We start from the raw sequence: 21,433 nt of genomic DNA, 5'->3' as shown, positions 1-21,433 counted from the left end.
GCGGAAGCGGCCGCCTCGGTATCGTGTTCCGGGGTCCACCACTCTCGCGGGGGTTTGTGCACGGTGTTCGGAATGAACCGGTCGATCAGGAAGTCGCAGGTGTTGGCAGGACGCGCCCCCGCTCCGCCGCGGATGACCCCGGACGAGGTCGGCCGCGCGCACTTCGACCGGCCGCCGCTCGGGCAGCGCGGCTACCACGCCGACCGGGTGGACGAGTTCCTGCGGTCGGTGGCCGAGACCCTGGCCGGTGCGGGCGCGCTCACCGCCGACGACGTGCGTCGGGTGACCTTCCCGGTGCCGCGCTTCGGCGGCCGCGGCTACCAGACCGACCAGGTGGACGAGTTCCTGGACCGGATCCGGCTGGAGCTGGAGTCCAGGCAGAACGGCGGGCACCCGGCGCCGGAGCAGCGCGCGCGCAACGGTGCGGGCGCCGCCATCCTCACCCCGGACGACGTGCACCGGGTGCGCTTCACCTCGGCCGGGATCGACCGCCGCGGCTACGGCGAGGAGGAGGTGGACGCCTTCCTCGACCTGGTCGCCGCCACCCTGGCGCACGCGGGCCCCGGCAACCTGACCGCCGCCGACGTGCGCGAGGTGCGGTTCACCGGGGCCAGGCTCGGCACCCGCGGCTACAGCCGCGAGGAGGTCGACGCCTTCCTCGACCTGGTGGTCACGGCGCTGGAGCAGCGCTAGAGTTCGGCCGCGGGTCGTTCAGCTCGTCCGGGAAGACGAAGCGGCGGAAGGCCCAGAAGCGGAAGGCCATGGCGAGCAGCACGCCGAGGATCTGCCCGCTGACGAAGTTCGCCACCGCCTGGGTGACCGGGCCGACGAACGGCACCCGCAGGTCGAGCAGGTAGAGCGAGATCGCCTGCGGGATCATGGTGACGCCGATGCCGAGCGCGCTGACCGCGAAGAAGAGCGCGGCCTCGTGGTGCCGCTGCCTGCCGCCCCTGGTCCGGAAGGACCACTCGCGGTTCAGGATGTAGGAGGCGATGGTCGCGATCAGCACCCCGAGCAGCCGCGCGGTGAGCGGCTTCTCGCCGAGCACGGTGAGCTTCAGCGCGTAGACGACGCCGGTGTCGATGAACCAGGTGATCGCGCCGACGACAGCGAATTTGAGCAGCTCGCGGTGGCGGATCACGGTGCTGCGGTGCGGCTCCGGAATGCGACCGAGCACGGACTGGACGACCGTCATTCGACCGACTCTAACCGGGCGCACCGGGCGGTGCTCAGTCGAAGAGCTCCAGCGTCTGCTGGGATTCGTGCGCGCGCACCTCCAGCGACCCGGCGAACGCGCCGGCGGGCGGCGTCAGCCCGAGGTGCTCCCAGGCGGCGCCGGTCGCGACCCGGCCGCGCGGGGTGCGGGCCACCAGCCCGGCGCGGACCAGGAACGGCTCGCACACCTCCTCGACGGTGGTCGCCTCCTCCCCCACCGCGACGGCCAGCGTGGAGACGCCGACCGGGCCGCCGTGGAAGCCGCGCACCAGCGCGCCGAGCACCGCGCGGTCCAGCCGGTCCAGGCCGAGGCCGTCCACGTCGTACACCTCCAGCGCGGCGCGGGCGATGGCGAGCGTGACGTGGCCGTCGGCGCGCACCTCGGCGTAGTCGCGGACCCGGCGCAGCAGCCGGTTGGCGATCCGCGGCGTGCCGCGGGAGCGGCCCGCGATCTCGGCGGCGGCGTCCGGCTCGATGGTGACGCCGAGGATCCGGGCCGAGCGCAGCAGGATGCGCAGCAGCTCCTCGGGGTCGTAGAAGTCCATGTGGCCGGTGAAGCCGAAGCGGTCGCGCAGCGGGCCGGTGAGCGAGCCGGAGCGGGTGGTGGCGCCGACCAGGGTGAAGGGCGCGATGTCGAGCGGGATGGAGGTGGCGCCCGGCCCCTTGCCGACCACCACGTCGACCCGGAAATCCTCCATCGCGAGGTACAGCATCTCCTCGGCCGGGCGGGCGATGCGGTGGATCTCGTCGATGAAGAGCACGTCGCCGTCGACCAGGTTGCTCAGCATGGCGGCGAGATCGCCCGCGCGCTCCAGCGCGGGGCCGGAGGTGACCCGCAGCGCCGTGCCGAGCTCGGCGGCGATGATCATGGCCATGCTGGTCTTGCCGAGCCCGGGCGGGCCGGAGAGCAGCACGTGGTCCGGGGTGCCGCCGCGCTGTTTGGCGCCGCGCAGCACCAGCGCCAGCTGCTCCCTGACCCGGGGCTGGCCGATGAACTCGTCCAGCGAGCGCGGGCGCAGCCCATTGTCCAGCTCACCGTCGGACGGCTGCGCGGCCGCGGCGATCGGGGAGCCGTCGTCGGCGAAATCCGGGTCGTCCATCGGCTAGCGATTCCGGCCGAGCAGCCCGAGCGCGGCGCGCAGCACCGCCGAGGTGCCCGCCCCCGGCTGTTCGGCGAGCACGGTGTCGACCGCGGGTTCGGCCTGCTTGGCCGGGAAGCCGAGGCCGGTGAGCGCCTCGATCACCTGGTCGCGCACCGGGCCCGCGGCGACCGTGGCCGGGCCGCCGGACTGCACCGGGACGGCGTCGACCTTGTCCCTGAGCTCGACGATCATGCGCTCGGCGCCGCGCTTGCCGATGCCGGGCACCCGGGTGAGCGTGGTCAGGTTGCCCTCGGCGAGCGCCTTGCGCAGCGCCTCCGGCTCCAGCACCGCGAGCACCGCCATGGCGAGCCGGGGGCCGACCCCGTTCACCGTCTGCAGCAGGCCGAAGAGCTCGCGGGTTTCGGTGTCGGCGAAGCCGAACAGCGTCATGGAGTCCTCGCGGACGATCATGGCGGTGTAGAGCCTGGCCTGCTCGCCGCGGCTGAGCCCGGCGAGCGTGGCCGGGGTGGCGCTGAGCCGGTAACCGACGCCCGCGGCCTCGATGACCACATGGTCGAGCGCGATCTCCAGCACCTCGCCGCGCACCGACGCGATCACGGCCGCACCGCCTTCCGTTGCTCGGCCAGCCTGGCCTTGTACTTGCGCTGCGCCTCGGCGGCGGCCCGCTCCGCCTTGGCCATCCGGTCCAGCAGGGGGGCCCGCCAGCAGTGGCAGATGGCCAGCGCCAGCGCGTCCGCGGCGTCGGCCGGTTTCGGTGCCACCTGGAGCCCGAGTATCCGGGTGACCATCGCGGTGACCTGGGCCTTGTCCGCGGCGCCATTGCCGGTGACCGCGGCCTTGACCTCGCTCGGGGTGTGGAAGGCGACCGGGATGCCGCGGCGCGCGGCGGCCAGCGCGATCACCCCGCCCGCCTGCGCGGTGCCCATGGCGGTGCGCACATTGTGCTGGGCGAAGACCCGCTCGACCGCGACCGCCTCCGGGCGGTGCGTGTCCATCCACTCCTCGGCGGCGTCGGCCACCAGCAGCAGGCGGTTGGCCAGGTCGAGCTCGGGCGGGGTGCGCACCACGTCCACGTCCAGCGCGGTGACGGTGCGGCCGCGGCCGCCCTGCACCATGCTGAGGCCGCACCGGGTGAGCCCGGGGTCGACGCCCATCACCCGCACCCGGACCCCTTCCCTCGAGCGAACAATTGTTCGAGAGTTTAGCTCACACGGTCGTTTCCGCCGCCGGGCGACACGGTAACAAGGGAGGAATGCGGGGCTGCGCCCCGCGCCCCCGGCACGGCCGCCGCGGGTGATCGCCCGGCCCGCGTGGCCATCGGTGATCTGTCGGACCCACCGGGCACAATGCGGCGCAACCCGACCCGCTCCGAATGGAGGAACCCGTGGCTCCCGAACCGACCGGCACCCTGCAGCACACCCCCACCGGCCGCGACCTGGTGCTCACCCGGCGGTACGCCGCGCCGCCCGAGGAGATCTGGGCCGACCTCACCGAGTCCGAGCGCACCGCGCGGTGGTTCGGGCCATGGGAGGGCGAGCCGGGCGGCGCCATCCGGGTGCGCATGGTGTTCGAGGAGGGCGAGCCGTGGATGGACATGCTCATCGAAGCCTGCGAGCCACCCCGGCGGCTGGAGCTGCGCGCGGTCGACGAGGCGGGCTCCTGGCACCTGGAGGCGGTGCTCACCGCCACCGGCGGCGGCACCGAGCTGGCGCTGATCCACCACCTGGACGACGACGCCGACCCGGGCATGGTCGGCCCGGGCTGGGAGTACTACCTGGACCTGCTCGGGGCGGCCCGCTCCGGCGCGGACCGCCCCGATTTCGCCGCCTACTTCCCGGCGCAGCGGGAGTACTTCCAGCGGCTGGGGTGAGTCAGTCGTCCAGCTCGGCGAGCACCTCGTCGGAGATGTCGGCGTTGGTGTAGACGTTCTGCACGTCGTCGCTGTCCTCCAGCGCGTCCACCAGCTTGATCACCTTGCGCGCGCCCTCGGCGTCGACCGCGACCGAGACCGAGGGCTGGAAGCCGGACTCGGCGGAGTCGTAGTCGATGCCGCTGCCCTGCAGCGCGGTGCGCACGGCGATCAGGTCGCCGGGCTCGCTGATCACCTCGAAGGTGTCGCCGAGGTCGTTGACCTCCTCGGCGCCGGCGTCCAGCACGGCGGTGAGCACGTCGTCCTCGGAGAGCTCGTTCTTCTCCAGGGTGACGACGCCCTTGCGGTGGAACAGGTACGCCACCGACCCCGGGTCGGCCATGTTGCCGCCGTTGCGCGTCATGGCGACCCGGACCTCGCCCGCGGCGCGGTTGCGGTTGTCGGTGAGGCACTCGATGAGCACCGCGACGCCGTTCGGGCCGTACCCCTCGTACATGATGGTCTGCCAGTCGGCGCCGCCGGCTTCCTCGCCGCCGCCGCGCTTGCGCGCCCGCTCGATATTGTCGTTGGGGACCGACGACTTCTTCGCCTTCTGGATGGCGTCGAAGAGTGTCGGGTTGCCTTCGGGGTCACCACCACCCTGCCGGGCCGCCACCTCGATGTTCTTGATCAGCTTCGCGAAGAGCTTGCCCCGCTTGGCATCGATCGCGGCCTTCTTGTGCTTGGTGGTGGCCCATTTGGAGTGGCCGCTCATTCCCTACTTCCTTCGAGTCGGTGGCACGTTCGACGTGTGTACGTTACTCGCCCGGTTCAGCCGTGGTCGTCGCGCTCGCCCTCGGCCCGCCGGACCAGGTCCACGAAGAGTTCGTGCACCCGCAGGTCGCCGGTTACCTCGGGGTGGAAGGAGGTCGCCACGACCGCCCCCTGCCTGACCGCGACGATGCGCCCCGCGGCCGGGCCGTGCGGCACGGTGGCGAGCACCTCGACGCCCGCGCCCGCCCGCTCGACCCAGGGCGCCCGGATGAAGACCGCGCGCATCGGGCCGTCGTCCAGCCCGGCGAAGTCGAGGTCGGTTTCGAACGAGTCGACCTGGCGGCCGAAGGCGTTGCGCCGCACCGTCATATCGATGCCGTGCAGGTGCTCGGCGTCGGCCCTGGTGTCGAGCACCTCGGAGGCGAGCAGGATCATGCCCGCGCAGGAGCCGAAGGCCGGCATGCCGGCGCGCAGCCGGGCGCGCAGCGGCTCCAGCAGCTCGAAGGTCCGCAGCAGCTTGGAGATGGTGGTGGACTCGCCGCCGGGCAGCACCAGCCCGTCCACCGCGGCGAGCTCGGAGGCACGGCGCACCAGGGTCGGGGTGGCGCCGCACTTCTCCAGCGCGACGAGGTGCTCGCGGACGTCGCCCTGCAGGGCGAGCACGCCCACGAGCGGCCGATCGGTCACGGCTGCTCCCTCAGGGTGCGGATCAGCCCCTCCTGGACGACCGCGGCGACCAGCCTGCCCTCCCGGTCGAAGATCTTGCCGCCGGTGAGCGCGCGGCCGAAGCCGGCCGACGGCGAGGACTGGTCGTAGAGCAGCCAGTCGTCGGCGCGGAACGGGCGCAGGAACCACATGGCGTGGTCCAGCGAGGCGCCCTGCGTCGGCTCGTCCGGATGCGTCACCTTGGACGACCCGAGCAGCGTCATATCGCTCATGTAGGCCAGGGTGCAGACGTGCAGCAGCGGGTCGTCCGAGAGCGGGTGCCGGTAGCGGAACCACACCTGCTGCGGCGACACCACCCCCTCCCTGGCCGTGACCCGGTCCCGCGGCACGATCCGGATGTCCCAGTGCTCCCACTCGCGCATGAGCCACAGGCTCTCCGCGCTCAGCGTGGTGGAGACATCGGGCAGCTCGTCCGGGCCCGGCACCTCGGACATCACGTCCTGGTGCGTCGGCCCCTGGTCGCCGGTGTGGAACGAGGCCGACATGGTGAAGATGGCCTGCCCCTCCTGGATCGCGGTGACCCGGCGGGTGCAGAACGAGCGGCCGTCCCGGATCCGCTCGACCTGGTACACCGTGGGCTGGTCCGGATTCCCCGGCCGCAGGAAGTACCCGTGCAGCGAGTGCACCTGATGCCGCGGCTCCACCGTCCGCACCGCCGAGACCAGCGCCTGCCCGGCGACCTGACCGCCGAAGGTGCGCGGCAGCTGCGTCTTGACCGAGGCGCCGCGGAAGATGTCCCGCTCGATGCGCTCGATCTCCAGTGCCTCTTCGATTGTCGCCATGCGCTGAGAGTATCCCGGCCGGTCGGCGCGGTCGGCGGCACCCGGCGGACCTGCCCGGCAGGCGTTTGCTGAGATGGAGCCGTGGTGCGCTACGAACCCCTGAGCCCCGGTGAACTCGTCGCCCGGGTCGCCGAGCGGGTGCCGGCGTCTGCGGGTCGCGCCGTCGTCGCGGTGGACGGTGCCGACGCCGCCGACCCCGAATCTCTTGCCTCGGAGCTGGTTTCGCGGTTGCGCGACGCCGGCCGGGACGCGGCCTCCGTCCCCCTGCGCGGCTACGTGCGCCCCGCCTCCCTGCGGCTGGAGTACGGCCGCGACGACACCGACTCCTACCGCGACACCTGGTACGACTACGCCGCCCTCGACCGCGAGGTCCTCCGCGCCCTGCGCGACCGCGGCCGCTGGCTCCCCGCGCTCTGGGACGAGGTCGCCGACCGCTCCGCCCGAGCCGCCCTCCGCACCGCCTCGGCCGGCACCGTCCTCGTGGTCTCCGGCCCCATGCTGCTCGGCCGCGGGCTCGCCTTCGACCACACCGTCCGGCTCGAGCTCACCGAGCCCGCCCTGCTCCGCCGCACCCCGGAGGAGCGGCGCTGGACCGTCCCCGCGCTGCTCGCGCACGCTGCCGAGTACCCGGAGGAGCCCGATTTCGCCGTCCGCTGGGATCATCCCGGCAAGCCCGCGCTCCGCATCTCGGGATGATTCCGGGGCGCTGTCCTCGACTTCCGAATACGTTCCGAATACCATGGATCCATGGGCACCGCAGCAGACCTACCCGCGGCGACCCGCCGCTCTTCGGACCTGAGCAAGCACTCCGCGGAGGTCTTCGCCGAGGCCGAGAACCACCCCGTGACGGTGACCCGCCGCGATGGCGAGGCGCTGGTCCTGATGTCGCAGCGCGAGGCAGAGGGCCGCACCCGCCTGCTGCAGTTCGCCGCGCAGCTCATCACCGTCACCCTCGATGACCGAGGCTCACTCGCCGAGCGCATGGCCAAGGCATTCCCCTGGATGCTCGCACTGTCGCCGGCCGACCGGGAGACCTGTGCACAGGACCTCGTCGATGCCGCCCGCGCCTCCTTCTCCACCGACCAGCCGCAGCTGGCGATCGCCGAGCTGACCTCCTGGAAGGAGACCGCGACGGCTATCGCCGCCGGCCTCGGCCGCACCGACCTGGAGTGGCTCGACGAGGACACCCCCGTGGAGCGGCCTTGATGATGGCGGCAGCCAAAAAGGGTGAGTTGGTTCCCCGTCCGCCGAGAAAGACCGAGTACGAAATTCGTTTCGCCACTTCCGAAGCGCACAGAGGGTGGCGGGACCTCGTCGCGACGATCCGCAACCCCATGACGGAGACATGGGACTTCCTCACGAGAACGCCGCTGTCCACGACGCCGACGAACTACCCGCTCAGGGGCGCGCTCGGCGTCATCGAGCGCGGCGGCGCGACCCACGAGCGCTGGCAGCACAAGCCGACCGCCAAGGGGACCGCACGCATCTGGTTCTACGTGGACGAGCGCACGGTATTCCTGGAACAGGTGCACACGAACCATCCGAGCGAGACGAAGTAGGGCCTCGGACCACGCAAACGACTGCTGCCCGGCACTTTTCGGTGCCGGGCAGCCTTCGGGGGAAAAGATCACCAACCGCGCTCGGCGAGGCGGTGGGGCTCGGGGATCTCCTCGACATTGATGCCGACCATCGCCTCGCCCAGCCCCCGCGACACCTTGGCCAGCACGTCGGGATCGTCGTAGAACGTGGTCGCCTTGACGATCGCCTCGGCCCGCTGCGCCGGATTCCCGGACTTGAAGATCCCGGAACCCACGAACACGCCTTCGGCGCCGAGCTGCATCATCATGGCGGCGTCGGCGGGGGTGGCGATGCCACCGGCGGTGAAGAGCACGACGGGCAGCTTGCCGGTCTCGGCGACCTCGCGGACCAGCTCGTACGGTGCCTGGAGCTCCTTGGCGGCGACGAAGAGCTCGTCTTCCGGCAGGGAAGAAAGGCGGCGCAGCTCCTGGCGGATCTTGCGCATGTGGGTGGTGGCGTTGGAGACGTCACCGGTGCCGGCCTCGCCCTTGGAGCGGATCATGGCCGCGCCCTCGGTGATGCGGCGCAGCGCCTCGCCGAGGTTGGTGGCGCCGCAGACGAAGGGGACGGTGAACTTCCACTTGTCGATGTGGTTGGCGTAGTCGGCGGGGGTGAGCACCTCGGATTCGTCGATGTAGTCGACGCCGAGGCTCTGCAGGATCTGGGCCTCCACGAAGTGGCCGATCCTGGCCTTGGCCATCACCGGAATGGAGACGGCGGAGATGATGCCCTCGACCATGCCGGGGTCGCTCATCCGGGAGACGCCGCCCTGGGCGCGGATGTCGGCGGGGACCCGCTCCAGCGCCATCACCGCGACGGCGCCCGCGTCCTCGGCGATCTTCGCCTGGTCGGGGGTGACGACGTCCATGATCACCCCGCCCTTGAGCATCTCGGCCATGCCGCGCTTGACGCGGGCGGTACCGGTGGTCGGGGTGGGATCGGGGGTGGTCACGGCAAACTCCTGGATCATGTGCGCCTAACGGTCGGGGGGACGCTCCCGATTCTAGGCGTGCCAGGCAGGCCACTTGATAGCCAGTCCGGCACCACTGGTCTGGTACCGGACCAACAAGTACAGCAACCCCGCCGCGATCGTGACGACCGTTACAGCGGAGCGACGACCAGCAATTCGGCCCAGTACGTCGCGGCGGCCGGGCCGATCAGCGGCGTCAGGAAATCGAAAAGCAGATACGACATGTGCTACCTCCACCTCTGCGCGCCCCCGATGACGCGCGTCCGTTCAGGGGTACCCGACCCCGGGAGCCGGGCACCCCACAGCCCCTCGATTGTGCAGCAGATCACAGGAATGTTTCAGCGGATCGAGCGCACCTCGGGTTCGTCGCCGCCGTCCGCGACGGCGGCGGCCTCGGCGAGCAACTCGTCCAACTGGTACGGGTAGACGGTCTCCCCGGAACGGTCCAGTGCCACGATGTCGTCCGGCGCGCACCACCGGTTGCCGGAGATCGAGCGGCGCTCGACGAAGGTGAGCGAGGCCGGGTTCGGCTCGAAGGCGGGCACCCGCAGCACGAAGAAGAGCTCCTCGGCGCGGATGAGCTCGCCGTCGAAGGGGAAGACCGCGACCCGGCGCCAGATCGGGCCGCGCAGCGCGGCGGGGTCGGCGCTGTGGCCGGTCTCCTCGTGCAGCTCGCGCACGGCGGCCTGGCGCAGCGTCTCCCCCGGTTCGACGCCGCCGCCGATGGTGAACCAGAACGCGGTCTCCGGGGTGCGCGGGTCGGAGCCGCGCATGAGCAGCACCCGGCCGGAGTGGTCGAGCAGCACCACCCGGGCGGAGGTGCGGCTGGTGTCGACGGCGAGCCCGGTCGACGCGGCCGGGGTGGTGCGCTCGGGGATCTCGAAGTAGGTGGGCAGCGGCGCGGTGCCGCCGAGGTGCAGCCAGCGCACCGGGCGCCTGGTGCGCAGCGCGAGGGTGTCGCGCACGGCGTCGTTGTGGAAGCGGCGGGCGATGAGCACCCTGGCCTCGGCGTCGGCGAGCTCGGAGATGAGCTGCGGGCGCAGGTGCTCGATATCGACGGCGGCGAGCGCGGCGCCGAGCCGGTTCTCCGCCGCCTCCCGCTCGCCGCGGTCGGCGCGCTCGGCCCGCCCGGCGAGCGCGGTGAGCCTGCGGGCCTGCTCGGTGGCGGCGGGGTCGGAGACCGGGCCGGCGATGGCGAGCGCCACCGCCCTGGCGACCACCGCGCGGCGGGCCAGCGCGGATTCCAGGGCGGCCCAGGACTGGTCGTTGCGCACGTGCAGCCGGTCCAGCCGGTTGGCGGTGGCGTAGGCCCAGAGCGCCAGCGCGGCCAGCGCCGCGACGATGATGGCGAGGACCAGCACCGTGGTGGCGGAGAAGGTGATCATCCGGCGGCCCGCACTCCCTCGTCGCCGACGGTGACGGTCTCGTAGACCCGCAGGATCTGCTCGGCCACCACCGGCCAGTCGTACTCCCCGACCACCCGGGTCGCGGTCCGCACCAGCGCGGTGCGCCGGTCCGCGTCGGCGAGCAGGTCGCCGAGCGCGGTGCCGAGCGCGGCGGCGTCACCGATCGGGACGAGCACCCCCGCGGCGCCGTCGCGCAGCACCCGGCGGAAGGCGTCGAGCTCGCTGGCGACCACCGCGGTTCCGGCGGCCATGGCCTCGATCAGGATGATGCCGAAGCTCTCGCCGCCCAGGTTCGGCGCCACGTAGACGTCGGCGCTGCGCATGGCGGCGGCCTTCTCGGCGTCGGAGACCTGGCCGAGGCAGTGCAGCCGGTCGGCGTGCGGGCCCGCCTGCCTGCGCAGCCGCTCCTCGTCGCCGCGCCCGACCACCAGGATTCGCACGTCCGGATGCCGGGCCACCAGCGCGGGCAGCGCGGCGAGCAGCACGTCCATGCCCTTGCGCGGCTCGTCGTAGCGGCCGAGGAAGAGCACGGTGCCGCCGGGGCGCGGGTAGCCGGGCAGCAGCGGCGCGCGGGCGAAGGCCCCCACGTCGACGCCGTTCGGGATCTCCACGGCGTCCGAGCCGAGCGCCTCCACCTGCCAGCGCCGGGCCAGCTCGGAGACCGCGATCCGGCCGGTGATCTTCTCGTGGTAGGGCCGCAGCACACCCTGGAAAGTGCTCAGGACCAGCGATTTCGTGGTCGAGGTGTGGAAGGTGGCGACGATCGGCCCCTCGGCGATCTTCAGCGCGAGCATGGAGAGGCTGGGCGCGTTCGGCTCGTGAATGTGCAGCACGTCGAAGTCGCCGGTCTCGATCCAGCGCCGGATCCGGGTGTAGGCCATGGGGCCGAAGGCGAGCCGGGCGACCGAGCCGTTGTACGGGATGGCGACGGCGCGGCCGGCCGAGACCACGAAGTCCGGCAGCTCGGTCTCCTCGGCGGCGGGGGCGAGCACGCTCACCCGGTGGCCGCGCTCGATCAGCACCCGGGCCAGCTCGACGACGTGCGCCTGCACGCCGCCCGGCACGTCGAAGGAGTACGGGCAGACCATGCCGATCCTCATCGGGGTGCCTCGCCGGAGTGCCTGCCCGCCTGCGCGGCCTCGATCACCGCGCGCCTGCGGTCGGAGAGATCGCCCTCCCAGAGCGGTTGCAGCATGTGCCAGTCCGCGGGGTGCTCGGCGATGCCGGCGGCGAAGGAGTCGGCGAGCGCCTGGGTGGCGGTGGCGACGCCGCCGGTGGTGTCGATGGCGGCGCCGACGCGCAGCCCCCACGCCTCGGTGCCGTCCGCGGTCTCGCGGAACCAGAGGTGCACCGGGAGCAGCGCGGCACCGGTCTCGACGGCGAGCGCGGCGGGGCCGCCCGGCATCCAGGTGCGCTCGCCGAAGAAGGTGACCGGGACGCCGCGGCCGGTGAGGTCGCGCTCGCCGAGCAGGCAGACGATGCCGTTCGCCCGGAGCCGGTCGGCGAGCGTGGCGAAGGGCGGCTGTTCACCGCCGGTGAGCGGGAAGATCTCGAAGCCGAGGCTCTCGCGGTAGGCCACGAAACGCTCGAACAGCGATTCCGGCTTCAGCCGCTCCATGACGGTGCTGAGGCGGCCGTAGTTCTGCACCAGCCAGACGCCGGCCATGTCCCAGTTGCCGGTGTGCGGGAGCACGAGCAGCATGCCCTTGCCGCGCTCCAGGGCGGCATCCAGGTGCTCGCGGCCCTCGACCGGGAGCAGGGGGGAGCGGCCGAGCGCGGCGTGGTCCATGGTGGGCAGGCGGAAGGCTTCGCGCCAGTAGCGGGCGTAGGAGCGGACGGAGGCGCGGATCAGCTCGTCCGGTACCTCGGCCGGCGGGACGCCGAGGACGCGGGCGAGGTTGCGGCGCAGCTGGTCCGGGCCGCCGTTGCGGGCGCCGCGGTCGGCGCCGATGCGGAAGGCGCTGCGCGCGAGCCCCTCCGGCAAAGCGCGGACGACGCGCCAGCCCGCGGCGTAGCCGAGCGCGCTCAGCCGCTCGCCGAGACTCATGCGGTGTCCTGCGGCGCGGACCCCGCGGGCGGGAGCAGGTCGCGGGCGCCGGGCGAGTTGCGCACCGCGAGCACCCGCTGGAACACCGTGACGATGCTGAGCACGGCGAGGATCCACATGGCGACGTGCACCGCCCAGGTGAGCCACTCGATCCCCCAGTACCCGCCGATGCCGGTGAGCCCGGCGCCGACGAGCACGATGATCAGCCGGTCCGGCCGCTCGATGAGCCCGCCGTCGGCGGAGAGCCCGCTGGCCTCGGCGCGCGCCTTGGCGTAGGAGATGACCTGCGAGGTCACCAGCACCACCAGCGTCGCGGCGAACAGCAGCCTGCTGTCCTCGTGGAACACCGCCCACCAGGCCAGCCCGCCGAAGATGGCGCCGTCGGCGACCCGGTCGCAGGTGGCGTCGAGCACCGCGCCGTACCTGGTGCCGCCGCCCCTGGCCCTGGCCATGGCGCCGTCCAGCATGTCGAACATGACGAAGAGCCAGATCACCATGGTGCCCCAGAACAGGTGACCGGCCGGGAAGAGCGTTACCGCCGCCGCGATGGTGGCGGCGGTGCCGAGCAGCGTCACCGCGTCCGGGGTGAGCCCGGTGCGCACCAGGGCGCGGCCCAGCGGGGCGGTGGCCTTGGCGAAGGTCGCGCGGCCGAAGAAGCTCAGCACCTCACTCGACATCCTTCGCGGCGGGATTCTTCCAGGCGTCGGCGAGCAGCGCCCTGGTGTCGCGCAGCAGCTGCGGCATCACCTTGGCGCCGCCGATGACGGTGATGAAGTTGGCGTCGCCGCCCCAGCGCGGGACGACGTGCTGGTGCAGGTGGTCGGCGAGCGACCCGCCCGCGACCCCGCCCAGGTTCAGCCCGACATTGAAGCCGTGCGGCGAGGAGACCCGCTTGACCGTGCGGATCGCCTCCTGGGTGAAGGCCATGAGCTCGGCCGACTCGGCGTCGGTGAGATCCTCCAGCTTGGCGACCCTGCGGTACGGCACCACCATGAGGTGGCCGGGGTTGTACGGGTACAGGTTGAGCACCGCGTACACCAGCTCGCCGCGCGCGATGACCAGGCCGTCCTCGTCGGTCATCAGCGGGATGTCGGTGAAGGGGTGGCCGGTCGACCCGTTCTTGGGCTCGGCGGTGGCGGCCTCCGAGATGTAGGACATCCGGTACGGGGTCCACAGCCGTTGCAGCCGATCCGGCTCCCCCGCCCCCCGCACCACGAACTCCTCGCTCATGCTCTGTCCATCCGGCCTGGGCGAGGGCCCTCCGTGGCTACGCTCCGCTCCCGCCTCCGGGCCTGACTCGCTCATGCCCCCGCCTTCCGGACCTCGAACCCGTCCGCGCTCGGCGAGGCGTTCTCCCGGCCCGCGATCCAGGCGAGGATGGTGGCGACGGCGTCGTCCACCGGGACCCCGTTCACCTGGCTGCCGTCGCGGAAGCGGAAGCTCACCGCACCGGCGGTGACATCGCGCTCGCCGGCGAGCAGCATGAACGGCACCTTCTGCGCGGTGTGGTTGAAGATCTTCTTCTGCATGCGGTCGTCGGTGCGGTCGACCTGGGCCCTGACCCCGGCGTCGCGCAGCCGCTCGACGACCGCGTCCAGGTGCTCGGCGAAGGCCTCCGCCACCGGGATGCCGACCACCTGCACCGGCGCCAGCCAGGCCGGGAAGGCGCCCGCGTAGTGCTCGGTGAGCACGCCGAAGAACCGCTCGATGGAGCCGAAGAGCGCGCGGTGGATCATCACCGGGCGCTGCTTGCTGCCGTCGGCGGCGGTGTACTCCAGCTGGAACCGCTCGGGCAGATTGAAGTCGAGCTGGATGGTCGACATCTGCCAGGTGCGGCCCAGCGCGTCCCTGGCCTGCACCGAGATCTTCGGGCCGTAGAAGGCGGCGCCGCCCGGGTCGGGCACCAGGTCCAGCCCGGAGGCCGCGGCGACCTTGGCGAGCGTCTCGGTGGCCTCTTCCCAGATCTCGTCCGAGCCGACGAACTTCACCGGGTCCTTGGTGGAGAGCTCCAGGTAGAAGTCGTCCAGGCCGTAGTCGGCGAGCAGCCCGAGCACGAACTGCAGGGTGCTGGTCAGCTCCGCGTGCATCTGCTCCTTGGTGCAGTAGATGTGCGCGTCGTCCTGGGTCATGCCGCGCACCCGGGTGAGGCCGTGGATCACGCCGGACTTCTCGTACCGGTACACCGACCCGAACTCGAAGAGCCGCAGCGGGAGCTCGCGGTACGAGCGGCCGCGGGAGCGGAAGATCAGGTTGTGCATGGGGCAGTTCATCGGCTTGACGTAGTAGTCCTGGCCGGGCTTGCGGACGGTGCCGTCCTCGTTGTACTCCGCGTCCAGCTGCATGGCCGGGAACATGCCGTCCCGGTACCAGTCCAGGTGGCCGGAGACCTCGAAGAGGTGGCCCTTGGTGATGTGCGGGGTGTTCACGAACTCGTACCCGGCCGCCACGTGCCGCGCCCGCGAGTACTCCTCGAGCTCCTTGCGGATGATCCCCCCCTTGGGGTGGAAGACCGGCAGCCCGGAGCCGAGCTCGTCCGGGAAGCTGAAGAGGTCGAGCTCCAGCCCGAGCTTGCGGTGGTCGCGCCGCTCGGCCTCGGCCAGCAGGTGCAGGTGCTCCTCCAGCGCCTCCGGCGACTCCCACGCGGTGCCGTAGATGCGCTGCAGCCCCTCGCGGCTCTGGTCGCCGCGCCAGTACGCGGCGGAGCTGCGGGTGAGCTTGAAGGCCGGGATGAACTTGGTGGTGGGGATGTGCGGGCCGCGGCACAGGTCGCCCCAGATCCGCTCGCCGGAGCGCGGATCGAGGTTGTCGTAGATGGTGAGTTCCTTGCCACCGACCTCCATCACCTCGGGGTCGTCGATGCCGGACTTGTCGGCGATGAGCTCCAGTTTGAACGGCTCGCCCGCAAGCTCCGCCCTGGCGTCCTCGACCTCCACCACGCGGCGGGCGAAGCGCTGGGCGCCCTTCACGATCTTCTTCATCCGGGATTCCAGCTTGGCCAGATCCTCCGGGGTGAACGGGCGGTCGACCCGGAAGTCGTAGTAGAAGCCGTCCTTGATCGGCGGGCCGATGCCGAGCTTGGCCTCCGGGAACTCCTGCTGCACCGCCTGGGCCAGCACGTGCGCGGCGGAGTGCCGGATCACGCTGCGGCCGGCCTCGGTGTTCGCGGCGATCGCCTCCACCTCGACGTCGGCCTCCGGCGCCCAGGAGAGATCCTTGAGCCCCTCGGCGTCGCGCACCACCACGATGGTGTCCGGACCCTTGGTCGGCAGCCCCGCCTCGCGCACCGCGGCACCCGCCGTCGTCCCGGCAGGCACCCGGACGTGGGTGGCAGGACTGATCGGGGCTGAGATGGTCACGGCTGAGCTCTCCTCGGCGTCGTCGGGCACGGGCGTTTCCCGCCCCTGGGGCGGAATCCCGCGTCGATACCGGGCACCCGTGTGCTCCGGCGCTGCCATGCTATCGGCACCGCCGGGCGGACGCGCCGACGGACACCGCGGCCGATGCTCCGCCGGGGAGTCAGTTCCCCGTGGTCAGTGCCGTCAGCAGCTGCTCGCGCTCGGCCGCGGGGCGCTTCGGGCAACTTGTGCACATGGCGCAGCCGGGCGCCTCGAAGACGAGGCAGCAGGAGATCCGCTTGACGAAGGTGCGGCCGGCGACCTCCTGGAAGCGGGGGGTGGGCAGTTTGCCGCCGACGTCGTGCGCGAGCGCGGGGGCGATGGCGGCGGCGCCCGCGTCGATGGCGCGGTTGCCGATGGCGTCGGCGACCACCGCCCAGAGCGCGGGGATGCCCGCGCCGGATGCCTGGGCGACGGTGGCGATGACCGAGGCCAGGCTCGCGCGCAGCGCGTGTGCGGCGGCGCGGGTGTCCGAGGCGCGGCCGTTCGCCGCGTGCGGGGACTGTGCCCGCTCGACCGGGCCGGTTCCGGTGGGCGCGGTTCCGGTGAGCGCGAGTGCGGCGTCGCCCGCTTGCGCCGCGCCGGATGCGAGGGCGGCGGCGGGCGGATCCGCGGGGAAATGCACGGTTTCGACGCCGCCGTCGGCGCGGACCGGGCAGGTGATCCGGTCCAGTTCGACGGTGGGCACCGCCGACTGTGCGGCGTAGGCCCTGACCACCGGCTGGACCAGGGCCGATGCCACCATGCACCACCACAGCGTGCCCGCGGCACGGCAGGAGCCGGTGCCCCAGCTGCGGCCCATCTCCGTGATCCGCGCGGTGACCCAGGCGGGGTCGCGCAGCGCGGCGCCGCCCACCGTCTCCGTCACTTCAGGGGACTGCGCAACCATGGCCATTCCACTCCGATCCAGCCGCCGACCAGCGAGAACGTATTCAGCACCCAGAGCGTCGCGACGACGAGGAGGAAGGTACCGAGCGCCGCGAGCGCGCGGATCAGCGGCCCGCGCGCCGAGAACCATGCCATGAATTGCCGGTACCGCTCGCGAAGCCACGCCAGGACCCGCTGTGCCCAGGCGAATTCGCTGGCCAGAATGCCGAGCCCGGCGAAGACGAGAGCCCAGCCCGGGCCCGGGTAGGGAATGGCGACGATGCCGAGCGCGAGCACCGCGACCCCGGCCACCGCGACCAGGATCCGGTAGCCGAACTCCATGCCGCGGCGCTCCGCGATCCGGCGCCGCCAGGCGTATCGGTGCTCGCGCCGGGCGCGGGCCTCCCGGGCGGCGTCGGGCGGCGCGGGCGCGGCGGGGTCGGGCTCGATGGTCACCAGCCCAGCGTACGAGCCGACCGGGCACGGCCGCCCGAACACCGCCGCCCGGCGGGGCGGGCGGCACCGGGGCCCGCCCGGATGGTCCGGGCGGGCCCCGGCGTCAGGCCGGTTCGAGCACGCGCCGCTGCCCGCGCTCGTCGATCTGCGCGATCCCGTCCTCGGTCACCTCGACCACCCGCGCGCTGGCGATGTCGAAGAACAGCCCGGTGACCGCGGCCCCGCGCTCCAGCACCGCCGGATGCCGGCGCAGCGTCTCCAGCTGCACGGCCACATTCACCATGCTGAGCTGGTCGACCTCGCCGAAGCCGGCCGCGCGGGCGGCCAGCGCGACCGGGTGGCCGAGCCGGAACCGCTCCAGGCTCGGCGCGGCGTGCGCCAGCCAGGCACCGATCTCCGGCCCGGCCTCCGCCCCGGAGTGCAGCGCCTTCATGGCCCCGCAGGACGAGTGGCCGCAGACCACGACGCTGCGCACGTCCAACTCGGCCAGGGCGAAGAGCAGCGCCGCCTCCACCGACGGGTCGCCGGTGACCGGGACCAGATTGCCGACGTTGCGCACGGTGAACAGGTCGCCGGGGCCGCTGTTGGTGATGACGTTCGGCACGATCCTGGAGTCGGCGCAGGTGAGGAAGAAGGAATCCGGGTCCTGCCGGTCGCGCAGCTCGTCCAGGTGCGGCCGCACCACGTGCGCGTGGCTGCGGTGGTAGGCCGCGACCCCGGCCGTCACCCGGTCCTCCGGCGCCGCCTCGTGCCGCCACGGCCCGAGGATGTCGTCCCAGATGGCGCGGCCCATGCCGCGGGCCGGCGGCCCGGCGGTGGCATCCGCCATCCGCGCGCTGCCGATCTCGACGAAGTGCACCGAGCCGCCGCCGTTCTCCTGCTGCCGCACCCACTCCTCCAGCGCCTCGAAGGCGGCGTGGTCGAGGAAGTCGACGGTCATCTCCACCGTGACGTCGGCGCCCTCGGGCACCTTGCCCAGCTCGCCGGTGAGCTTCGGCAGCGCCAGGAAGGTGCAGGAGCCGTCGATCCGCACCACCCACTGCTCGGAGCCGGGCGCCCGCTGCGCGTGCACGTGGATCCGCACCACCCGCCAGAGCAGCAGCGCGAAGGCGAGCGCGAGCCCGATGAGTACACCCTCCAGCAGGTTCAGGAAGACCACGCCGACAATGGTGGAGGCGTAGATCAGCAGGTCGCCGGTGCGCTTGGCGAGCTTGATGTGCGCGAGCTTGACCAGCTGCACGCCGATCACGATGAGCAGCCCGGCCAGCGCGGCCAGCGGAATCCGCTCGACCAGCCCCGCGAGCGCCACCGAGAAGACCAGCAGCCAGACCCCGTGCAGCACGGCCGAGGCCCGGCTGCGCGCCCCGGCGGCGACATTGGTCGCGCTGCGCACGATCACGCCGGTCACCGGCAGCCCGCCGGCCAGGCCGGAGAGCACGTTCGCCGAGCCCTGGCCGATCAGCTCGCGGTCGAAGTTGGTGCGCTTGCCGTCGTGCATCTTGTCGATGGCGACCGCCGAGAGCAGGCTCTCCACGCTGGCGATCAGCGCGATGGTGAGCACCATGAGCGCGACCGCGGCCCAGCCGCCGTCCGGGATCTGCGGCAGCCCGATGGCGTCGAAGAGCGAGCCGTCCAGCACGATGCGCTCGACATCGGTGGGCAGCACCAGCGAGAGCACGGTGGCGACGACGACGGCCACCAGCGGGCCCGGCACCGCCGCGAGCCGCTTCGGCACCCGGCGCCAGCCGATCATGATGGCGACGACCACCAGCCCGATCGCCGCGTCCCAGGCGTGCAGCTGCACGACCTGCTGCGGCAGCTGGGCGATATTGCGCCAGGCACTGCTCTGCGATTCGCCGCCGAGCAGCACGTGCACCTGCTGCAGCGCGATGGTGAGGCCGATCCCGGCCAGCATGGCATGCACCACCACCGGCGCCACCGCGAGCGCGGCGCGCGCCACCCGGCTCAGCCCGAAGAGGATCTGCAGCACGCCGGCGGCGACCACGATGAAACAGGTGGTGCGCCAGCCGAACTGGGCGATGGACTCGGCCACCACCACGGTGAGCCCCGCCGCGGGGCCACTGACCTGCAGCACCGCCCCGCCGAGGAGCCCGGCCACGATGCCGCCGATGACGGCGGCGATGAGCCCGGCCGCCACCGGCGCGCCGGAGGCGACCGCGATTCCCAGCGAGAGCGGGAGCGCAACCAGGAACACCACGATGGATGCGGGAACATCGTGGCGCAGAACGGAATTCATCCGCTCCCGCAGCGCGGGGCGGCCGGGTGGAGCCAGGTCGTTCTCGATTGCCATGTCTTCTCCTTCGCCGACCCGGCGCAGCCGGGGTCGGTTGACGATCACGAAATCCGACAGGGAGCACAGACCGCGAACCGGCAGTCGCGGTGGAGCGATGCCCCGGCGCCGCGGTGGGCCGGGGTGCAATGAAAAGCAAGGGTATTGGTAATGACTTAGCAAAGCCTGAGAACTCCGCTGCCGGGCGGAGGGCTACGCTGCCAGTCTGAAATCCTTGCGCTTCAACATTTTTCGCCCGTCGGGCGGAGACGCGGGGCGACGTCGGTGTCGGTGAACATATTTCTCCTTCGCCGGGGCCGAAGCCCGGTTCATCGGCGGAACATGTGCGGCATCGAACGCGCCGCGCGGTCGCGCGGCGCCCTTGGTACGTGACCGGTGACGCTGAGGTCTCCCCAATAGTAAAGATGAACCAAAGGCTGTGGAAAGTCCCAGGTAGGACGAATGGCGCACAGAATCAACGTGTGAGCGTCCACATAGTGTGGCGCTTCCCAGCAGGGGGAACACCGACGAGCCGATCTTTACCATTTGAACGTACCGTTGGATAACGGCGCACTACAGAGTGTGCACTTACTCGAACGGAGTTCCCGATGACCACCAGTTCGACCACCCGCCGCATGCTCGCCGCCCTCGCCCTCACCGGCACCGTCGCCGGCGTCATCGCCGGCACGGCGGGCACGGCGGGCGCCGCGCCGCGGGACTCGCGCTTCGGCCGCGACGACACCGGCTGGGATCACATCGACCCGAGGGGGCTGCACCACGGGTCGGAGGACCCGCGCTCGCGGGCCGAGGTCCAGGACAACCGCAGGGCCTACTACGCCGAGAACTACCCGGGGCAGTCCTCGAACTCCGGCGGCGGCAGCACCACCTGGTCCCGCTCGGACAACGAGGACGGCTGGACCGTCTGCAAGCCGCAGGCGCGCTACTGCTGAGCTCCGGCGCCCGGCAGCACCTCGTTCAGCTCGGAATCCTGCGCCAGGTAGCGCGCGGTGTACCGGTTCACCAGCTCGGCGGCGAGCCGGCCCGGCACCGCCCTGGTGACCTCGGCGCGACCGGCGAGCTCGGCGACGTCGGCGGCGGTGCGCTCCGATTCCAGGAACGGCTGCCAGGCGGTGCGCTGGAAGAGCTCGACGAAGCGGCGCGAGATGCGTTCGCAATCGCCGCGCAACCGATCGAGCTCGTCGAGCACGTCGGCCACCGGGACCCCGGCGGCATCGAGCTGCTCGGCGACGGCGATGAGCTCCGGGTCGGCGATCCGGTAGGTGGTGGCGTCCACCGGCTCGTACAGCCCGGCGGCGACCACCCTGGTCAGCCCGTTCGGCACCGCGCGGTATCGCTCGTCGAGATCGGTGGCGGAGATGGTCTCGCCCGCGGCCGCCGCGGCGCCCTCGAGCTCCTCGGCGTCGGAGACCCCGAGCACGTCGCCGAGATCGTCGCCGCGGTCCCACGCCTCCAGCAGCTCTCGGATCCCGTTGAGCTTTATTCCGCGATCCAGCAATCTGCTGATGGTGCGAATCCGATTCAGGTGCTCCCGGCTGTAGAAGCCGGTCCGCCCCTTCACCTGCGGCGGGGGGAGCACGCCGCGCTCGTGGTACACGCGCACGCTGCGAACCGTCGTGTCAGCCGCACGCGCCAGCTCATCGATCGTGTACTCAACACCCGCAGACATGCACTAAGGAAACCATATCCGGCGTGCCGGGCACGGCCCGCGGCGCGCCGCCCCGCCGGGGTGCGGCACCGGATTGGTGACATGGCACAAAACGGCGGGCACCCGGCCGGACATCGCGCTCCGCCGCCGGTGACCGAGCACGGGGCGGACCGGGATCCGGCTCGGCGCAAGCCCCGGGCAACCCCGGCGGCGCCGGGATTTCCCAGCGCCGGGAAGGTGCCGTGCTCGACAGCACAGTTTACCCCTGGATAACGTCTCGTTGTATAGCGGCGTGTATCGGCCGCGGAA

General features: G+C 72.1%; 24 protein-coding genes. 6 read left to right on the top strand and 18 right to left on the bottom strand.

Going from position 1 to position 21,433, the window contains the following annotated elements; all coding sequences use genetic code 11:
* The first annotated feature begins 72 nt into the window (after positions 1–72).
* Positions 73–693 (top strand): DivIVA domain-containing protein, encoded by a 621-nt coding sequence (locus AB0H71_RS33420; protein WP_357029437.1) that lies wholly within the window; start codon positions 73–75, stop codon positions 691–693.
* Here AB0H71_RS33420 and AB0H71_RS33415 read toward each other — a convergent pair.
* Genes AB0H71_RS33415 through ruvC form a run of 4 tightly spaced genes read right to left on the bottom strand, consistent with a single transcriptional unit; the run spans position 671 to position 3,481 of the window.
* Positions 671–1,195 (bottom strand): GtrA family protein, encoded by a 525-nt coding sequence (locus AB0H71_RS33415; protein WP_357029434.1) that lies wholly within the window; start codon positions 1,193–1,195, stop codon positions 671–673. The genes AB0H71_RS33420 and AB0H71_RS33415 overlap by 23 nt on opposite strands.
* 34 nt (positions 1,196–1,229) lie before the next feature.
* A complete protein-coding gene (gene ruvB / locus AB0H71_RS33410; RefSeq protein ID WP_357029432.1) occupies positions 1,230–2,315 on the bottom strand; it encodes a Holliday junction branch migration DNA helicase RuvB in 1,086 nt (361 codons plus the stop codon).
* 3 nt (positions 2,316–2,318) lie between these two features.
* On the bottom strand, positions 2,319–2,915 hold the full coding sequence (gene ruvA / locus AB0H71_RS33405; protein WP_357029429.1) for a Holliday junction branch migration protein RuvA: 597 nt from the start codon (positions 2,913–2,915) through the stop codon (positions 2,319–2,321).
* Positions 2,912–3,481 (bottom strand): crossover junction endodeoxyribonuclease RuvC, encoded by a 570-nt coding sequence (gene ruvC, locus AB0H71_RS33400; protein ID WP_357029426.1) that lies wholly within the window; start codon positions 3,479–3,481, stop codon positions 2,912–2,914. Before ruvC ends, ruvA begins: the two co-directional genes overlap by 4 nt.
* 221 nt (positions 3,482–3,702) lie before the next feature.
* On the opposite strand from ruvC, the gene AB0H71_RS33395 reads away from it, so the two are divergent.
* A complete protein-coding gene (locus tag AB0H71_RS33395) occupies positions 3,703–4,188 on the top strand; it encodes an SRPBCC family protein (protein WP_357029424.1) in 486 nt (161 codons plus the stop codon).
* A 1-nt stretch (position 4,189) separates the two neighbouring features.
* On the opposite strand, the gene AB0H71_RS33390 is transcribed toward AB0H71_RS33395, so the two are convergent.
* The 3 genes from AB0H71_RS33390 to AB0H71_RS33380 are packed head-to-tail and all read right to left on the bottom strand — an operon-like array spanning position 4,190 to position 6,449.
* Complete coding sequence (locus AB0H71_RS33390; protein ID WP_357029421.1) at positions 4,190–4,942, bottom strand: YebC/PmpR family DNA-binding transcriptional regulator; 753 nt, start codon at positions 4,940–4,942, stop codon at positions 4,190–4,192.
* A 56-nt stretch (positions 4,943–4,998) separates the two neighbouring features.
* The gene (gene pdxT, locus AB0H71_RS33385) at positions 4,999–5,628 is read right to left on the bottom strand and encodes a pyridoxal 5'-phosphate synthase glutaminase subunit PdxT (RefSeq protein WP_357029418.1); all 630 of its coding nucleotides are present in this window, start codon (positions 5,626–5,628) and stop codon (positions 4,999–5,001) included.
* On the bottom strand, positions 5,625–6,449 hold the full coding sequence (locus AB0H71_RS33380) for an acyl-CoA thioesterase II (RefSeq protein WP_357029415.1): 825 nt from the start codon (positions 6,447–6,449) through the stop codon (positions 5,625–5,627). Before AB0H71_RS33380 ends, pdxT begins: the two co-directional genes overlap by 4 nt.
* Before the next feature lie 81 nt (positions 6,450–6,530).
* Between AB0H71_RS33380 and AB0H71_RS33375 the strand changes: the two genes are divergently transcribed.
* From AB0H71_RS33375 to AB0H71_RS33365, 3 genes are read left to right on the top strand one after another with little or no spacing between them, the layout of a single operon-like run.
* Positions 6,531–7,145, top strand: a complete 615-nt coding sequence (locus AB0H71_RS33375; RefSeq protein ID WP_357029412.1) for a hypothetical protein — start codon at positions 6,531–6,533, stop codon at positions 7,143–7,145.
* Positions 7,146–7,196: 51 nt separating this feature from the next.
* Complete coding sequence (locus AB0H71_RS33370; protein ID WP_357029409.1) at positions 7,197–7,655, top strand: prevent-host-death protein; 459 nt, start codon at positions 7,197–7,199, stop codon at positions 7,653–7,655.
* The gene (locus tag AB0H71_RS33365) at positions 7,655–8,008 is read left to right on the top strand and encodes a hypothetical protein (protein WP_357029406.1); all 354 of its coding nucleotides are present in this window, start codon (positions 7,655–7,657) and stop codon (positions 8,006–8,008) included. Before AB0H71_RS33370 ends, AB0H71_RS33365 begins: the two co-directional genes overlap by 1 nt.
* Positions 8,009–8,076: 68 nt before the next feature.
* Here the strand turns inward: AB0H71_RS33365 and pdxS are convergent, their stop codons facing one another.
* The 10 genes from pdxS to AB0H71_RS33315 form a co-directional block, all read right to left on the bottom strand.
* On the bottom strand, positions 8,077–8,979 hold the full coding sequence (gene pdxS / locus AB0H71_RS33360) for a pyridoxal 5'-phosphate synthase lyase subunit PdxS (RefSeq protein WP_357029403.1): 903 nt from the start codon (positions 8,977–8,979) through the stop codon (positions 8,077–8,079).
* A gap of 356 nt (positions 8,980–9,335) precedes the next feature.
* Entirely contained in the window at positions 9,336–10,379 is a 1,044-nt protein-coding gene (locus AB0H71_RS33355) for an NUDIX domain-containing protein (RefSeq protein WP_357029469.1), read from the bottom strand.
* Complete coding sequence (locus tag AB0H71_RS33350) at positions 10,379–11,503, bottom strand: glycosyltransferase family 4 protein (protein WP_357029400.1); 1,125 nt, start codon at positions 11,501–11,503, stop codon at positions 10,379–10,381. Before AB0H71_RS33350 ends, AB0H71_RS33355 begins: the two co-directional genes overlap by 1 nt.
* Positions 11,500–12,450, bottom strand: coding sequence for a phosphatidylinositol mannoside acyltransferase (locus AB0H71_RS33345; protein WP_357029397.1), 951 nt, complete (start codon positions 12,448–12,450; stop codon positions 11,500–11,502). Before AB0H71_RS33345 ends, AB0H71_RS33350 begins: the two co-directional genes overlap by 4 nt.
* A complete protein-coding gene (gene pgsA / locus AB0H71_RS33340; protein ID WP_357029394.1) occupies positions 12,447–13,115 on the bottom strand; it encodes a phosphatidylinositol phosphate synthase in 669 nt (222 codons plus the stop codon). The genes AB0H71_RS33345 and pgsA overlap by 4 nt, the downstream gene beginning before the upstream one ends.
* A gap of 1 nt (position 13,116) precedes the next feature.
* Entirely contained in the window at positions 13,117–13,680 is a 564-nt protein-coding gene (locus AB0H71_RS33335; protein ID WP_357029391.1) for an HIT domain-containing protein, read from the bottom strand.
* Positions 13,681–13,751: 71 nt separating this feature from the next.
* On the bottom strand, positions 13,752–15,806 hold the full coding sequence (gene thrS / locus AB0H71_RS33330; protein WP_357029388.1) for a threonine--tRNA ligase: 2,055 nt from the start codon (positions 15,804–15,806) through the stop codon (positions 13,752–13,754).
* Between the two features lie 160 nt (positions 15,807–15,966).
* Positions 15,967–16,713, bottom strand: a complete 747-nt coding sequence (locus tag AB0H71_RS33325) for a (2Fe-2S)-binding protein (RefSeq protein WP_357029385.1) — start codon at positions 16,711–16,713, stop codon at positions 15,967–15,969.
* The gene (locus AB0H71_RS33320; RefSeq protein WP_357029467.1) at positions 16,710–17,072 is read right to left on the bottom strand and encodes a TIGR02611 family protein; all 363 of its coding nucleotides are present in this window, start codon (positions 17,070–17,072) and stop codon (positions 16,710–16,712) included. Before AB0H71_RS33320 ends, AB0H71_RS33325 begins: the two co-directional genes overlap by 4 nt.
* Before the next feature lie 199 nt (positions 17,073–17,271).
* Positions 17,272–19,479: a bifunctional SulP family inorganic anion transporter/carbonic anhydrase gene (locus tag AB0H71_RS33315; RefSeq protein WP_357029382.1), complete on the bottom strand. Its 2,208-nt coding sequence runs from the start codon at positions 19,477–19,479 to the stop codon at positions 17,272–17,274.
* Positions 19,480–20,066: 587 nt separating this feature from the next.
* On the opposite strand from AB0H71_RS33315, the gene AB0H71_RS33310 reads away from it, so the two are divergent.
* A complete protein-coding gene (locus AB0H71_RS33310; protein ID WP_357029379.1) occupies positions 20,067–20,408 on the top strand; it encodes a hypothetical protein in 342 nt (113 codons plus the stop codon).
* Here the strand turns inward: AB0H71_RS33310 and AB0H71_RS33305 are convergent.
* On the bottom strand, positions 20,399–21,145 hold the full coding sequence (locus tag AB0H71_RS33305) for a MerR family transcriptional regulator (RefSeq protein ID WP_357029376.1): 747 nt from the start codon (positions 21,143–21,145) through the stop codon (positions 20,399–20,401). The two genes, AB0H71_RS33310 and AB0H71_RS33305, sit on opposite strands and share 10 nt — an antisense overlap.
* Positions 21,146–21,433 lie beyond the last annotated feature (288 nt).

Source organism: Nocardia sp. NPDC050697 (assembly GCF_040654395.1).
Lineage (GTDB): Bacteria > Actinomycetota > Actinomycetes > Mycobacteriales > Mycobacteriaceae > Nocardia.
This window is presented reverse-complemented; position numbering and strand designations above follow the sequence as displayed.